13 protein-coding genes are annotated in these 14910 nt (G+C 44.8%); 4 read left to right on the top strand and 9 right to left on the bottom strand.

Annotated features, from left to right (window positions below):
- Positions 1-8: 8 nt before the first annotated feature.
- Positions 9-2441, bottom strand: a complete 2433-nt coding sequence (locus V7K61_RS31215; RefSeq protein WP_335059631.1) for a glycoside hydrolase family 31 protein — start codon at positions 2439-2441, stop codon at positions 9-11.
- A gap of 467 nt (positions 2442-2908) precedes the next feature.
- Between V7K61_RS31215 and rsgA the strand changes: the two genes are divergently transcribed.
- Positions 2909-3970 (top strand): ribosome small subunit-dependent GTPase A, encoded by a 1062-nt coding sequence (rsgA, locus tag V7K61_RS31210; protein ID WP_335060102.1) that lies wholly within the window; start codon positions 2909-2911, stop codon positions 3968-3970.
- Positions 3971-4396: 426 nt separating this feature from the next.
- Here rsgA and V7K61_RS31205 read toward each other — a convergent pair whose 3' ends face one another.
- From V7K61_RS31205 to V7K61_RS34275, 7 genes are all read right to left on the bottom strand, one after another.
- Positions 4397-5404, bottom strand: coding sequence for an aldo/keto reductase (locus tag V7K61_RS31205; protein WP_335059629.1), 1008 nt, complete (start codon positions 5402-5404; stop codon positions 4397-4399).
- A 174-nt stretch (positions 5405-5578) separates the two neighbouring features.
- Entirely contained in the window at positions 5579-6415 is an 837-nt protein-coding gene (locus V7K61_RS31200; RefSeq protein ID WP_335059627.1) for an SDR family NAD(P)-dependent oxidoreductase, read from the bottom strand.
- A gap of 2 nt (positions 6416-6417) precedes the next feature.
- On the bottom strand, positions 6418-6597 hold the full coding sequence (locus V7K61_RS31195) for a hypothetical protein (protein ID WP_335059625.1): 180 nt from the start codon (positions 6595-6597) through the stop codon (positions 6418-6420).
- A gap of 46 nt (positions 6598-6643) precedes the next feature.
- The gene (locus V7K61_RS31190) at positions 6644-6898 is read right to left on the bottom strand and encodes an aldo/keto reductase (protein ID WP_335059623.1); all 255 of its coding nucleotides are present in this window, start codon (positions 6896-6898) and stop codon (positions 6644-6646) included.
- 52 nt (positions 6899-6950) lie between these two features.
- Complete coding sequence (locus tag V7K61_RS31185) at positions 6951-7241, bottom strand: alpha/beta hydrolase (RefSeq protein ID WP_335059620.1); 291 nt, start codon at positions 7239-7241, stop codon at positions 6951-6953.
- On the bottom strand, positions 7234-7371 hold the full coding sequence (locus V7K61_RS31180) for a hypothetical protein (protein WP_335059618.1): 138 nt from the start codon (positions 7369-7371) through the stop codon (positions 7234-7236). The genes V7K61_RS31185 and V7K61_RS31180 overlap by 8 nt, the downstream gene beginning before the upstream one ends.
- Entirely contained in the window at positions 7355-7756 is a 402-nt protein-coding gene (locus tag V7K61_RS34275; protein WP_442936394.1) for a (R)-mandelonitrile lyase, read from the bottom strand. The genes V7K61_RS31180 and V7K61_RS34275 overlap by 17 nt, the downstream gene beginning before the upstream one ends.
- A 234-nt stretch (positions 7757-7990) precedes the next feature.
- Between V7K61_RS34275 and V7K61_RS31170 the strand changes: the two genes are divergently transcribed.
- Both V7K61_RS31170 and nifH read left to right on the top strand, forming a co-directional pair.
- A complete protein-coding gene (locus V7K61_RS31170) occupies positions 7991-8932 on the top strand; it encodes an AraC family transcriptional regulator (RefSeq protein ID WP_442936391.1) in 942 nt (313 codons plus the stop codon).
- 1428 nt (positions 8933-10360) lie between these two features.
- On the top strand, positions 10361-11251 hold the full coding sequence (gene nifH, locus V7K61_RS31165) for a nitrogenase iron protein (protein ID WP_094353054.1): 891 nt from the start codon (positions 10361-10363) through the stop codon (positions 11249-11251).
- A gap of 285 nt (positions 11252-11536) precedes the next feature.
- Here the strand turns inward: nifH and V7K61_RS31160 are convergent, their stop codons facing one another.
- Positions 11537-11833: a hypothetical protein gene (locus tag V7K61_RS31160; RefSeq protein ID WP_335059614.1), complete on the bottom strand. Its 297-nt coding sequence runs from the start codon at positions 11831-11833 to the stop codon at positions 11537-11539.
- Positions 11834-12463: 630 nt separating this feature from the next.
- Between V7K61_RS31160 and glgX the strand changes: the two genes are divergently transcribed.
- Positions 12464-14590: a glycogen debranching protein GlgX gene (gene glgX / locus V7K61_RS31155; protein ID WP_335059613.1), complete on the top strand. Its 2127-nt coding sequence runs from the start codon at positions 12464-12466 to the stop codon at positions 14588-14590.
- Positions 14591-14910 lie beyond the last annotated feature (320 nt).

The raw sequence follows: 14910 nt of genomic DNA, 5'->3' as shown, positions 1-14910 counted from the left end.
CGAGTATTTCAGAATTGCAGGCTATGTAGCTTACCATCATCTTGAAAACGTTGCTCTCCAACACCAACAAGTTCTACAATCACTTCTCGCGTTGGAGGTGTCCACTCTCCAACTCTTGCTGCAATTTCCACTACTGTTTGCTTTGCCTGAGTAAATACACGGATATTTGTTATTGAGTAGTTATTATCTTGATACTTGCTTGTCTGTCCATCATCTTCAAATAACTGATATTCGTTGTTACCAGGCCAAACTCGTAACCGAATCTGGTCGAGTGGGGCTTCATCAACGTATTGCCTGACAGGTTGCATAGGAACGATCGCACCGCTACGAACATACAATGGCATTGTTTCTAGTGGTGCATGAGCAAGAATGTGAATTGGGCCTTCATAGCGATCGCCACTCCACCAATCATACCAAGTGCCAGCGGGTAAGTAGACAGCTCGATGCTCAACTCCAGGGCGGTAAATTGGTGCAGCCATCAGCGATGCACCGAGCAATACTTGATCGTAAAGGCTATAGGTTTTCGGATCGTTAGGGAAGTGGTACAATAATGGTCTTAAAATTGGCGCGCCCGTTGTTGCCGCTTCCCAGAAAAGACTATAAATATAGGGAAGTAATTGGTAACGTAGATTAATGTATTCTCGACAAATATTTTCAACGCGATCGCCAAATACCCAAGGTTCATGACGAGCAGTAGACATTGCCGAGTGACCGCGCATCAGTGGGTAAAGCATTCCTACCTGCATCCACCGAGCAAATAATTCAGCTGTCGCGTTACCAGCAAACCCGCCAATATCGCAACCCACAAACCCCACACCCGAAAGTCCCATGTTACAAAGCATCGGCAGAGACATTTCTAAATGCTCCCACAACGATTGGTTATCCCCCATCCACACAGAAGACCAGCGTTGCACACCAGCATAACCCGATCGCGTTAACACAAATGATCGCTCTGAACTTCGATGCCTTTCCAACCCTTCATAGCAAGCTTTAGCCATCATCAACCCATACAAGTTATGCACCTCTATATGAGTAGACGTAGGTAAATTCTCCCCCTGCCCCCCTGCCCCCCTGCTCCCCTGCCCCTCTGCTCCTCTGCCCCCCTGCTCCCCTGCCCCTCTGCTCCCCTGCCCCCCTGCCCCCCTGCCCCCCTGCGGTGCATCTAACGGAAACCAAATCTTTTCACCATCATCGCCGAAAGGGCGATCGTTTATGGCAGGTTCATTCATATCATTCCAAATTCCTGCCACACCAATATCAGTTAGGCTTTTGTGTAAATCAGCCCACCAGTTGCTCACATCAGGACGTAAAAAGTCAGGAAAAACAGCTTTCTCAGGCCAAACATAGCCGTGAAACAACGTACCATCAGCTTTACGCACAAAATAGTCGTTTTCTATTCCTTGGTCAAAAACATCATAATTACCTTCTGGTTCATACTTCACACCAGGATCGATAATTGTGACTGTTTTGAAACCATCCTTTGCTAAATCACTAATAAGTTTTGCCGCATTGGGAAAGCGTTGAGGACTCCAAGTAAACACTCGATAGCCCCGCATATAGTCAATATCCAAGTGAATAACATCGCAAGGAATGCGGCGCTGACGAAATTCCTGTGCTAGTTCCCGCACAACAGTTTCTGATTCGTAACTCCAACGGCATTGATGATAACCCAGCGCCCATTTCGGCGGTAATGGCATTCTCCCAGTTAGCTGAGTGTAAGTCTCCAGGATTTGGGCAGGTTCGGGGCCGTAGATAATGTAATAATCCAATTCACCGCCACGAGTTTCCATCTTCCAAATACCTGGTTGTTCAGCACCGATATCGAACTGACTCCAAAAAGTGGTGTTGAAAAAGATGCCATAGCCTACCTGCGGACGCAAAGCCATAAAAAAGGGAATTGCCTGGTACATTTCATCAGTGAGTGAATCATAATCTAGAGCATCCGTTGTCCAGTTGGTTTTCACCTCGCTGAGTTTATCCAGAAAGCCTGTGCGTTCACCAAAGCCATAGAAATGTTCATCGGCTGCAATTTCCTTCCACCCGGCAACTGCCCCCATCCGCCAACCTATCCCCATCTCTGCATCTTGAGCAAAGGGACGATTAGCTTTGTCAAAACAGGCGATGCGACATTTTTCCCGCTGAACGCACACACGAATCTGTGCTGTTTCAATTTCGATTGTTGCTTCAGTTTCCCGCACTGCAAAAGGTGTTATTGCCCATTCTGCATCATCCAACGTCACTGCCCAAGAGCGACGAGGCATAAATTCCCCAGTTGGTGCGAAACGCACGCGGATTAAATTCGGAGTAAGTATGCTGATGGTCAGGCGTGAGTCGCCACAGTCAAAATTAACAATATTATTTTCCCAGCTTACAGCTTTTACATTGCTAACAGTTGTCCAAGCTTGGTTTGTGGTGGGTAGTTTTCCAAAATATTGCGGCATATCAGTTATTTAGCAGGTAAACACTTGTCCGCATTCATGATTACAGAGATACTCAGCCTCAAACTCTTTCTTTCGCTAGAAGTTAGTGAAAGATGAGCAGATATTTTTTACCAAAATTGTTTTTATAATGTGCAAACTTGTGCATTGGTCTTTCAATACGCGATAAATATCAAAGTTAAAATTGCATAATTTAAACGAATTTTCTGGAATAAGCTAATGTAGTAATGGAGATTATTTACTGTAGTACACAAGGAGGACGAACTATGACTGAGTTGCTAGCAGTCCGGGTTACTTTGACCATCCCAACTCAAAGAACACAAGGCGCAGAGATTCTGTTCAGTCCTCTTTCCTACAGGAATGAAAACTAGAATTCACAGACATTCTGGTGCGGGGAGTTCTCCTGCATAGAAGTGTCTTCCTCTGTGGAACCTTGTGCAAAACAAGTAGCACACATCGAGGAAACATCAATGAATTTGGATTATTTAGGCTGGAGTGACTTTTTTGCTCGCAGCTTTGAACCCTATCGCTCACAAGGATTTAGCGTTGGTAGGGTTGCCATTGAATACAGAAATACTTACACCCTCTATAGCGAACAAGGGGAACTTTCAGCAGAAGTTTCAGGTAAATTGCGGCATCGTGCTTCTCAACCACAAGAGTTTCCCGCCGTTGGAGATTGGGTTGTGATTAGTGTCAGAGAATCTGAAGGACGAGCCACTATCAACGAGATTTTACCCAGGAAAAGCAAATTTTCTCGCAAGACGGTGGGTAGTAAAACAGAAGAACAAATTGTTGCAGCGAATATTGATACAGTCTTCTTAGTCTCAGGATTGGATGGCGATTTTAACCCAAGAAGAGTTGAGCGTTATCTGATTCTGGCTTGGGAAAGTGGTGCAAATCCGGTAATTGTGTTAAACAAAGCAGATTTGTGCAATTCTCTAGAAAAGTATTTAACCCAAGTAGAAGCAGTTGCTTTGGGTGTACCAATTGCAGTTTTAAGTGCCACCAATCATCAAGGATTGGATGCCTTAAAACCTTACTTGCAACCAGGACAGACAGTTGCTTTGTTGGGGTCTTCTGGTGTTGGTAAATCCACCATCACCAACCAACTGCAAGGTACATCTGTCCAAGTTGTGCAACCAGTACGGCAAGGTGATGACCGAGGTAGACACACGACAACTCATCGTGAATTGATTTTGCTATCTACTGGCGGATTAATTATTGATACCCCAGGAATGCGGGAAATCCAAATTTGGGCAGGTGATGAAGGTTTGCAAGAAACTTTTGCAGACATCGAAACCTTGGCGCAAGAATGCCATTTCCGCAATTGTCAGCACAATAACGAACCGGGTTGTGTCGTGCAGCAGGCTTTGGCTGAGGGAGAACTTGATTATTCTAGATTTATTAGCTACCAAAAGTTGCAAAAAGAACTCGACCACCTGACCCGCAAACAAGACCAGAGAGCGCAATTAGCTGAGAAAGAAAGATGGAAGAAGATTCATAAATCCATACGAAATCATCACAAGCGCTAGTTGCACAGGTGTCAGTACCGAATGGCACTAAGAAAAGATACAGCCCTTGCCCCAACTTCCAGCCTGGAGGCTGGGAAACTATTCTCGGAGGCTCCGCCTCCATAGCTTGACAAGAGGCAGAGCCTCTCAAAACTCATTCCCAGCCTCCAGGCTGGGAATGAGGATACAATAAGTCTTTGGGCTTTTTTTAGTGCCATTCGTGTCAATACCATTTGCACAAATTTTGATAGTTTTTTCTGGCTAATTTTTGTCTAAACTCCAATCTCCAATTAATAAGCTAAGGAATGCAACTATAGAACAATACGGTTCAGGTAAGGGCTACTGGCAACAATTTTGGGTTTTCGAGACGCGATAAATCGCCGTCTCTACAAGTGTTTTGTTGCTCATTCTGAACTGTATTGAACTATAGAACACATTTTTTACCGCTCAACGACCGGTCATTTGCTCCAGTTTTTCGGGGTATCTAGCCCCTTGCACCGCGATCTTAGAGGCGGCATCATTGATGTCACGCAGATCGTCGGGCGTGAGTTCGATTGAGACTGCCCCGATGTTTTCGTCTAAGCGATGCAGCTTTGTGGTGCCTGGAATCGGCACAATCCAAGGCTTCTGGGCTAGCAGCCAAGCGATCGCAATCTGAGCAGGTGTCGCCTGCTTCTGTTCTGCAATGCTGCCGAGCAGATTAATCAGAGCTTGATTCACCTTGAGAGCCTCCGGTGTGAAGCGAGGCAGGGTGCTGCGAAAATCGGAACTGTCGAAGGTTGTGCTTTCGTCCATCTTGCCAGTGAGAAAACCCTTACCCAGAGGGCTGTAAGGGACAAAGCCGATTCCGAGTTCCTCAAGGGTCGGTATCACTTCCTTTTCAGGAGTCCTTGTCCACAGCGAGTATTCGCTCTGGAGAGCAGTGACCGACTGAACCGCGTGGGCGCGACGGATCGTTTGCACTCCTGCTTCCGAGAGTCCAAAGTGCTTAACCTTACCTTCCTGAATCAGTTCCTTCACCGCTCCTGCTACGTCTTCGATCGGCACATTCGGGTCAACTCGGTGCTGATAGAGTAGGTCGATTGTCTCAACCTTAAGCCGCTTGAGCGAACCCTCCACGGACTGCTTGATATGCTCCGGTCGGCTATTCAGTCCGGGCGCACCCTTCATCCCTCGGGGATCGGAATTAGGACTAATGTCGAATCCGAATTTGGTGGCAATGACCAGTTGCCCACGGAAGGGAGCGAGGGCTTCGCCTACAAGCTCTTCGTTCAAGAACGGCCCGTAGACCTCGGCGGTGTCAAAGAATGTCACGCCGCGATCGACGGCAGCCCCCAGAAGGGCGGTCATCTCCTGTATGTCTTTGGGCGGGCCATAAGAAAAGCTCATGCCCATACAGCCCAGCCCAATAGCCGAGACTTCCAGATTGCTGTTTCCAAGTTTGCGCTTTTGCATTTTTTGAACTCCTGTCTTTGATTTAAAGGTTGAACTGTCTTACTCTACGATCGGGTCTGGTATTGTTCGTCACTGACCTTTTCCATTTAGTCCATAGTCTTGCCGTCGATCTGTTGCTGAATGGCGATGTGCATCATGTCCGTGGATTTAATGATGATGCTTCTTGTGCGATCGCTAGAACGAACCGTCTGTTGATTTCGATAGCTCTTCATGGGCGCGCGTCGCCTGCAACCGTTCCTCGACAGCCGGCGCGATCGCCGCAAGGGCGTCACTTCCGGCAACGAACAGCTTCGGCGGATTCTCCATTCCGGCGATTTTAACCAGAGCATCGCCCAACTTTGCTGGGTCACCCTGCTGCGTGCCGTTGTAGGCCGACCACGTTTCCTGGACGTTGCCCTCGGCGGCATAGTCTGCGATGGCGTTGCTGGGCCATTTGACATTCCGATCGTCCAGAAGATCCGTGCGGAAGAAGCCCGGCTCGACCACCGTGATCTTGATACCGAACTGCTCGACCTCGGTTGCCACCGACAGCGAGAGTCCTTCGAGCGCGAACTTCGTCGCGGCATAGGCGGCACAGTGCTTAAACCCGACAACGCCAGCAACGGAGCTGATGTTGATGATGTGGCCCGACCGCTGCTGACGCATAATCGGCAGCACCGCGCGCATGACGTACACCACACCATAGAAGTTCGTCGCGAACTGTCGTTCGATCTCGGCTGTGGTCATCTCTTCAAAATTACCAAGCAGGCTGTAGCCCGCATTGTTAACCAAAACGTCGATACGACCGAACCGCTTTACCGCCTCATCGACGGCTGTTTTCGCCTGTACCTCGTCGGAAACGTCCAACTGGACAAATGCAAGATTCTCGCTTGCAACATCGCGCAAGGCATTACGCACTTTGTCGAGGTTTCTTCCGGTCGCGACTACACGATCGCCGGACTGCAATGCCGCCTTGGCGATTCCGGTGCCGATGCCGCTACCAGCGCCTGTGATAAACCAGACTTTGCTCATAATTATTTTCCTTTTACTCGGCTCTCAGCAATTACTTCATCGAAGGCGAAGTTGTCAAAGACTTCGATCAGTTCAGGGTCGGTTGCTTTCAGGGTCGATTTGTGGTTTGGAAACAGTTCTTCATGGTTTTTATGTGCCGCTTCACTTATCCTTACAGAGTCTTGCTGCTGTGTATTTGTCATCCGCACCTCCTTATTTTGGTTAAAATTTTATGGTTGGCGATTTCGTCTATAATCCCGTGCGCTTTTCCAACTCTTCTGGATAGCGATCGCCTGACACTGGAATTTGCGCCAATGCCTCGTCGATGCTCTGCAATTCGTCCTGCGTCAGTTCGATATCTGCTGCCGCAATGTTTTCTTCCAGGCAGCTCAGTTTGGTCGTGCCGGGAATGGGCACAATCCACGGTTTTTGCGCCAGTATCCAGGACAAGGCGATTTGTGGTGATGTTGCACTGGTTGCGGCATAAGCTTTGGTGTTGTACATGAATAGATACTCCTAGTTGTTTATATTCCTGTGGCTCTTGTCAGTTGCTCACTTACTTGCTGAGATGCTGAGTGAAGAAAGACTGAAGCTTGTCCCAGGGGATCAGGTTCACTCGGTCATACAAATCGACATGTCCCGCGTTCGGAACGATGTAAAGATCCTTTGGCTCGGCTGCGCGCTTGTAGGCATCTTCGCTGAACTCCCTGGAATGTGCATTGTCACCCGTGATGAACAGCATGGGACGAGGCGAAATCGTCTCAATATCATCGAACGGGTAAAAGTTCATGAATTTGACGTTGCTGGTAAGCGTCGGGTGTGTTGTCAACGAGGCACTGCTAGTCATACTGTTGTCGGCACGGCAGGCTGAGTAACTCAGGGACATCACTAGGGCGAGAACCAAAATCAGCATTCTCTGCTGGCAGTTTTTCCCCTTGATAGAAAACCATCTCAAAAGCATTAAGATATTCCTTCATACTGCTCGTTGCTGACCTTTTCCAGCCAGTCTACAGGCTTGCCGTCGAGCCATTCTTGAATGGCGATGTGCGTCATGGACGTGGTTGCTGTAGCACCGTGCCAATGCTTCTCACCCGGCGAGATCCAGATCGTGTCCCCCGGTCGAATTTCCTCGATCGCACCGCTCCATCGCTGTATAAGTCCACAGCCAGCCGTCACGATTAGGGTTTGTCCCAACGGGTGGGTGTGCCATGCTGTCCTAGCACCAGGCTCAAATGTGACACTGGCTCCAGACGTGCGTGCTGGATCGTGTGCCTCGAACAGGGGGTCAACGCGGACAGTGCCGGTAAAATACTCAGCCTGCCCTTTAGCGGAAGGCTGTGAGCCACTTCTTTTAATGTCCATTTTCTTAATTCCTTTACTTGATGCCATTTCGATCGCTAGTAGGCAAGTATCTTGCCCAATCAAAACTGAGTTTTATCTTGAATAAAAATCCAGAATGCTTATAAGAAGCCGAAATCATTTTTCCTTGCTTTAGCTTCATCTTAGGCATTTTGAAGGGCAAGCAATAGGACGATCGTCTAAGATTGTTGTACAATCCTGCAAACTTAGAAAATGAACGCTGCAAATATCGATTTAATGAACGACCCCCAGGCAAAGCGCGAGGCAGACAGAGCGCAAGCTTACAGAGACGAACTGACTGAGCGGATTGCCCAGGCGATTCGTCAGGATGGGACGATTGAGCCACTGAAAGGTTTGCACTTCAACCGCGCCTCCTCGCCTTCGGAATGCCTTCATAGTGTCTCTGTTCCTGCCTTTTGTGCGATCGCTCAGGGCAGTAAAGAAGTTCTTCTGGGTAGCGATCGCTATCAGTACGACCCGATGCATTATCTGCTGGCTACGGTTGAACTGCCGATTGTCAGCCAAATTCTGGAAGCGTCCCAGGCGCAACCTTACTTTAGCCTTCGCCTCGATCTTGACCCCACCCTCGTTGGCTCAGTCATGGTCGAGGCAGGTTATCCCTCATCGCGCAGCCGTGCTGATGTGAAAGCGATTGACGTAAGTCCCTTGAATGCAAATCTGTTGGACGCTGTGGTGCGGCTTGTCAGGCTTCTAGATTCCCCTGCTGAAGCTCATGTTCTCGCACCACTGATTAAGCAGGAAATCATTTATCGGCTCCTCATGGGAGAGCAAGGTAATCGCCTCCGTCATATTGCAGTTCTGGGTGGCTATACTTACCACATTGCCAGAGCCGTCGAGCGACTTCGTAAAGATTTTAACGAGCCGATCAAGATTGAAAACATCGCCCGAGAGATGGGAATGAGTGTATCGGGCTTTCACCATCACTTTAAGTCTGTCACTGCAATGAGTCCCTTGCAGTTCCAGAAGCAACTGCGGCTCCAAGAGGCTCGCCGTCTGATGCTGGGGGAAAACCTTGACGCTACCAGTGCTGCTTATCGAGTGGGGTACGACGATGCCTCGCACTTCAACCGGGAGTACAAGCGCCTCTTTGGTGCGCCACCGATGCGCGATGTGGAACGGCTGCGAGAAGCTGCTAGGGAGACTGCTAGTTCAATATGATCGGCCCTTTCAAGGTCTTGTAATTTCCCTCAAATTATAGTTATTTGAAAAAATATAGTTGCTAGATAGGGAACAGCTAGGCTGTTTCTAGGTCAAGTGTTTGAGCGTTTTTTAAAAGAAAGGCCGGTTTCGACATAAGCCCTTCTACTTATTACTGTGTGAAATTTTGTGAGTTATTTAATCTACTTTATTTACAATAATTTTGACTCCAAAAATAAGAAGTTCTGTTTTCTTTATCAAACATTAGTTTTAAATACTTTTATCAAATACCCAAAAGTATCTAACTGCACATATTGGTTATGATAAATAATTTTATTAACTAGCAACGAGCGAAGACGTAACTTATGACTATTAAAGGTTCTAAGGATAATCTTCTATTAAATAGATAAATAATTTGAGATTCGGCAAATTAATTAGTGAGATGTATGTTATGGTTTTTATAGGAATCAAACAAGTAAAAACACAAAAAGACTTCAAGACAAGTTTGAGGCAAGCTCAAGAAAGTTTTTTTGCTCTGGTAAGTCCCCTTCAATTAGCTACATCTTTTTTTAACGAAAATCTAAAACTAGATTGAGTAGGATAGTAGCCTTTGTAACAACTTGAAGTCAATCAAAATTTATCTGGGTATGAGCCAATAAGAGTTGGCTAACCTAGCTAGAGCATTACTCGCTAAAGGCAATTACTCTTGGAGTCTGGGAAGAAAGACTCTTAGTACAGCCTGACAATTCAATAGAAATACAGAATATTTACTAACTTCGTCTTGCGGGAGTAAAGGTTTTCAACCGCAAACTAAGTTGAAGCAGTTGCTGACTTTTGGAACGAAAACTCCAAGCAGAATGGTGTCGTTCCACAATTTCGAGGAATTTAGCCATACTGTCAAAAGCCACCAAGATATTATCTAAGCCAGAGTATTAGATGTTGCCTGTGTAGGTATTATATTACTGCATCGGTAGCTATCACTTTTAGGCTGGAATTTATCCTGCTGCATCAATCACGAAACGAGAAGCGCTATAGATTTTCTTAGTTACTTGACATCAGCAAAATCAAAAAAGTTGTAGCGACCATTTAAGAGTGGATTGCAATTTGGTTGGTTGTGTGGTTCAAGGAACAAATCTGCGTTCATTTGAATTCCTGCTGCAACCACTCTTGAGGCTTGAGCAACCATTTGGGATTCATTATAACAACTGATAATGCTGAAGTCATAGTTTCAAAGGCTTCGTTATTAGGAGATTAGATTTCTCTATCTCTTAAGCCATGTCTGACGACAAGCCGCTCTGCGTTTACGCTTCGTGGGTAAATATGTTCTGATTTTAACTGTTTTTGCCAGGGTGCGATCGCCAACAGGCTCTACTTCCCTACGACACCAAGGGTGAATATTTCACATCAAGCTTACGATTCATTAACTAAATCATTGTAGGAAACACAACCATGACTGACCCAAAGATTAGACAAATAGCTTTCTATGGTAAAGGCGGTATTGGTAAATCTACCACTTCTCAAAATACCCTTGCAGCAATGGCTGAAATGGGTCAGCGCGTCCTGATTGTCGGTTGCGACCCCAAAGCTGACTCCACCCGTTTGATGCTACACAGTAAAGCTCAGACAAGTGTTCTTCAATTGGCTGCTGAACGTGGTGCTGTAGAAGATATTGAACTCGAAGAAGTAATGCTCACCGGTTTCCGCGATGTACGTTGTGTGGAGTCTGGTGGCCCTGAACCTGGTGTGGGTTGCGCTGGTCGTGGTATTATCACCGCTATCAACTTCTTAGAAGAAAACGGTGCTTACAAAGATGTTGACTTTGTAAGTTACGACGTTTTGGGTGACGTTGTGTGCGGTGGTTTCGCTATGCCTATCCGTGAAGGTAAGGCACAAGAAATCTACATTGTTACCTCTGGTGAAATGATGGCGATGTATGCAGCTAACAACATCGCTCGTGGTGTTCTCAAATATGCTCACACTGGCGGTGTGCGCTTGGGTGGTTTGATTTGTAACAGCCGTAACGTTGACCGGGAAATCGACCTAATCGAAACCCTGGCAAAACGTTTGAACACCCAAATGATTCACTACGTACCTCGTGACAACATTGTGCAACACGCAGAATTGCGCCGCATGACTGTTAACGAGTATGCACCTGACAGCAACCAAGCTAATGAATATCGGACATTAGGTACAAAGATCATCAACAACAAGAATCTGACTGTCCCCACACCTATCGAGATGGAAGAGTTAGAAGACTTATTGATTGAATTCGGTATTCTCGAAAGCGAGGAAAATGCTGCAATGTTGGTTGGCAAGACTGCTACTGAAGCACCTGTTTAAAGTATTGCTAAGTAAATAATGGTTTAGGGTGGGCAGCAGCCCACCTTTTTCCTAATTTTTGCATTTCTTTGTTTGAATCCTTAATAGAAATATATAGCGATCGCTCGTACTCTGCAATCAGCAGCTACGCATCTATGTAGAAGGCATATTTCGAGATATTAAAATCGGTGGTTACAAATTAGAAGATACAAATGTTTCTATAAATCGCTTAATATCTCTAATCTTAATCATTTTAAACTAGAAGCTGGTAACGTATTTGTTAATAACAATGACAGCTATACATCCCTACTCCCAAGTGGAAACATCTCGCAGTAAATTAGGAATTTCTCCTTGAGATAAGGGAAACTCTAGCAAAGTTTCTCTAACACCCAAATATCCAGATTCCGCAAACGATAAAAGCATTCGTGAAAGCGCTAGCCAAACCTCTGGTTCGTATTCCCAATCACGATAACGTGAAGCTTGACCAGCAATTGAACGTAGTGCCCAAAAATAAGAGTTCCTCACCACAGAACCACCCTTCTTAAACTCTGGTAAATCTTCGTGGTGTATGAAAAGTATTTTATTTTCAATTCTGGCTCTCATAGCAATTTTAGATTTTATGTCATATTTCTACAGTTCAGACGAGACTGTTGGTCAATTCACTATGTGTTAAACTCTAGAGCGATCGCATTTAAAGAAGTCATATAGGACTAGTATAAGATTAGTGAAATGCACGTAGTGGACTGTCTACTCAAAATAGTGCATTAGACTTCTGACTTTTGTTGGGTGGAGTGGAGCGGAGCGCAACCCAACTGATTATCAGGATGTTAGGTTACGCAAAGCCTCCACCCAACCTACAATTTTTTTGCAGCTCAGGACAAGCTCAGTACAAGTCGCTCGATGGAACTGGAGGCGAGGTAGGATAGCCAAACTGGAGCAGGGAGCAGGGTGAAAGAAGCTTTGCTGAGGTTGCTTTACTTAAGCAAATCGCACAGCGTGTCGCAGGCACAGCAGTTTCCTTCCTTCAGCCTGTTGCTCTCTGCATTAATTTTTCCAACTTACTTAAGGAATAGAAATTTCTATTACTAATGATAGATCAAATAACATTATCTATAAGTTATATTTAAATGTTAGTGATTTTAAAGAATGATTAGTAACTTTCACTATTAACTAATTATTCAAAAAAGTCAAAGTCAATTATTTACAGAAAAATTAATTATTCAACATTTACTTATGTATGTAGCTTTATGGCCAGGGAATGTATATCCTTTAGGTGCAACTTGGGATGGAAAAGGGACAAACTTTGCTTTATTTTCGGAAAATGCAACAGGGGTAGAGCTTTGTTTATTTGATAACGATGACGAAGAAATTCGCATACCTTTGACAGAAAAAAACAATTTTGTTTGGCATGGTTACTTACCAGGAGTTGGGCCAGGTCAAAAGTATGGGTTTAGAGTGCATGGGATGTGGGCACCGGAGGTAGGTCATCGATTTAATCCCAACAAACTATTAATTGACCCCTACGCTAAAGCAATTGATGGTGAGTTTAGTAACGATCCCTCTTTATTTGGCTACTCTTTAGACGCTGAGGACAAAGACCTAGTTTTTTCTGAACTAGATGATGCCAAAATAATGCCCAAGTGTGTTGTGGTCGATCAATCTTTTGATTGGGAAGGCGATAAACTCCTTGCGACACCTTGGTATAAAACTGTTATTTATGAAACTCACGTCAAAGGTTTTACTAAACTACATCCAGGTATTCCAGAAGAGTTGCGTGGCACTTATGCCGGGTTGGCGCATCCTGCTGCAATTCAACACTTACTGCAATTAGGAATTACAGCAGTTGAGTTGATGCCAGTACATCATTTTCTATCTCATCCGGGACATTTAGAAGGAAAAGGATTAAGCAATTACTGGGGCTACGATTCCATCAATTATTTTGCCCCTTATTCTAGTTACAGTGCTAGTGGCACTGGGGGACAACAAGTCAATGAATTCAAGCAAATGGTCAAAGCACTACATTTTGCTGGAATTGAAGTGATTTTAGATGTAGTCTACAACCACACTGGCGAAGGAAATCATTTCGGGCCAACGCTATCTTTGCGAGGTATTGATAATTCTGTATATTACCGTTTAGTAAAGGACGATCCTCGTTACTACATGGATTTTACAGGCTGCGGTAACTCTCTGAATGTGCGTCATGCTCAAGTTCTGAAGTTAATCATGGATAGCCTGCGCTATTGGGTAATAGAAATGCATGTGGATGGCTTCCGATTTGATTTGGCCTCGGCGTTGGCACGGGAATTATATGAGGTAGATAACCTATCAGCTTTCTTTGATATTATTCATCAAGACCCAATCTTGGCAGATGTGAAGCTGATTGCTGAACCTTGGGATTTAGGAGAAGGCGGCTATCAAGTCGGGAACTTTCCACTGCGTTGGTCTGAGTGGAATGGTAGATATAGGGATACAGTCAGAGATTTTTGGCGTGGTGTAGATGATAGTTTAGGACAATTTGCTTACTGTTTTACTGGTAGTCCTGACCTATATCAAACCAACGGGCGCAACCCAAATGCAAGTATTAATTTCATAACTGCTCATGATGGTTTCACGTTAAATGATTTGGTCAGCTACAACGAAAAGCATAACGAGGCAAACGGGGAAGACAGTAGAGATGGTGAAAGCCATAATAGATCCTGGAATTGTGGTGCAGAAGGCGAAACCGACGATCCAGAAGTAATGCGTTTGCGCGAACGGCAACGACGAAACTTTTTAGCAACCCTAATGCTATCTCAAGGTGTCCCAATGCTATTAGAGGGGGATGAAATTGGCTGTAGTCAAAAGGGAAATAATAATGTCTACTGCCAAGACAATGAGATTTCCTGGCGGCATTGGGATTTGCATAAAGCGAACTCGGATTTACTAGACTTTACACGCGAACTCATTAATTTTCGCCATCAGCATCCAGTATTCCGACGACGTAAGTGGTTTCAAGGTCGCCCCATTCACGGTTTAGGCATTAATGATATTGCTTGGTTTAATTCTGATGGCAGTGAAATGACTGAGACGCAATGGCTAGTTAGTTATGCCAAAGTAATGGAGATTTTTTTGAATGGGCAGGGAATTGCTACTCCAGGGGATCGTGGTGAGCGGATTATTGATGAAAGTTTTCTAGTATTTTTTAACGCTCACTATGAGTTAATTGACTTTGCTTTGCCCAATGAATTTAAAGAAAAAGTATGGGAGATAGTAATTGACACTAATGAACCTCGTTTTTTAGAGCGGGGAAAATTAGTTTCAGGCTCTCAAACTTTACCAGTTACAGATCGCTCTTTAATGGTATTACGTCTTATCAGTTAGCAATAAAAGAAGAAAAAGATACTCAAGTTTATAGAAAAATATATTTTTCTATAAACTTGATAAAATGCTTCAACGATTTTTACTCGTAACTCTAATTAGAAAACGCAGAGCTTCATTTACTGCTTCCGAATTGGGAAACATTTCTGCAACATCAGGTTCTAAAAAAACTTTAAATTTTTCAATATTATTAAAATTATATTCACTATTTATCATATTAGTGTCTGCCAAGCCCTGATTTGATTGAGGCTTATTCTGTATTATGGTTGTTTGGCAAGATACAGCATTTAACTTATTAGCTAGTGATTCCCAACTAGTAACTT

It is taken from the genome of Nostoc sp., assembly GCF_036918015.1.
In the GTDB taxonomy this organism is placed as follows: domain Bacteria; phylum Cyanobacteriota; class Cyanobacteriia; order Cyanobacteriales; family Nostocaceae; genus Nostoc.
The sequence above is the reverse complement of the archived record's forward strand: the minus strand, read 5'-3'. Positions and strand labels throughout refer to the sequence as shown.

Bases quoted from the DNA above. Each gene is read 5' to 3' on its own strand.
- V7K61_RS31180 (WP_335059618.1), bottom strand. From the start codon at position 7,371: ATGAAGGAATATCTTAATGCTTTTGAGATGGTTTTCTATCAAGGGGAA.
- V7K61_RS31205 (WP_335059629.1), bottom strand. From the start codon at position 5,404: ATGCAAAAGCGCAAACTTGGAAACAGCAATCTGGAAGTCTCGGCTATT.
- V7K61_RS31185 (WP_335059620.1), bottom strand. From the start codon at position 7,241: ATGACTAGCAGTGCCTCGTTGACAACACACCCGACGCTTACCAGCAAC.
- V7K61_RS31190 (WP_335059623.1), bottom strand. From the start codon at position 6,898: ATGTACAACACCAAAGCTTATGCCGCAACCAGTGCAACATCACCACAA.
- V7K61_RS31195 (WP_335059625.1), bottom strand. From the start codon at position 6,597: ATGACAAATACACAGCAGCAAGACTCTGTAAGGATAAGTGAAGCGGCA.
- V7K61_RS34275 (WP_442936394.1), bottom strand. From the start codon at position 7,756: ATGGACATTAAAAGAAGTGGCTCACAGCCTTCCGCTAAAGGGCAGGCT.
- V7K61_RS31160 (WP_335059614.1), bottom strand. From the start codon at position 11,833: ATGAGAGCCAGAATTGAAAATAAAATACTTTTCATACACCACGAAGAT.
- nifH (WP_094353054.1), top strand. From the start codon at position 10,361: ATGACTGACCCAAAGATTAGACAAATAGCTTTCTATGGTAAAGGCGGT.
- V7K61_RS31200 (WP_335059627.1), bottom strand. From the start codon at position 6,415: ATGAGCAAAGTCTGGTTTATCACAGGCGCTGGTAGCGGCATCGGCACC.
- V7K61_RS31170 (WP_442936391.1), top strand. From the start codon at position 7,991: ATGAACGACCCCCAGGCAAAGCGCGAGGCAGACAGAGCGCAAGCTTAC.
- V7K61_RS31215 (WP_335059631.1), bottom strand. From the start codon at position 2,441: ATGCCGCAATATTTTGGAAAACTACCCACCACAAACCAAGCTTGGACA.
- glgX (WP_335059613.1), top strand. From the start codon at position 12,464: ATGTATGTAGCTTTATGGCCAGGGAATGTATATCCTTTAGGTGCAACT.
- rsgA (WP_335060102.1), top strand. From the start codon at position 2,909: ATGAATTTGGATTATTTAGGCTGGAGTGACTTTTTTGCTCGCAGCTTT.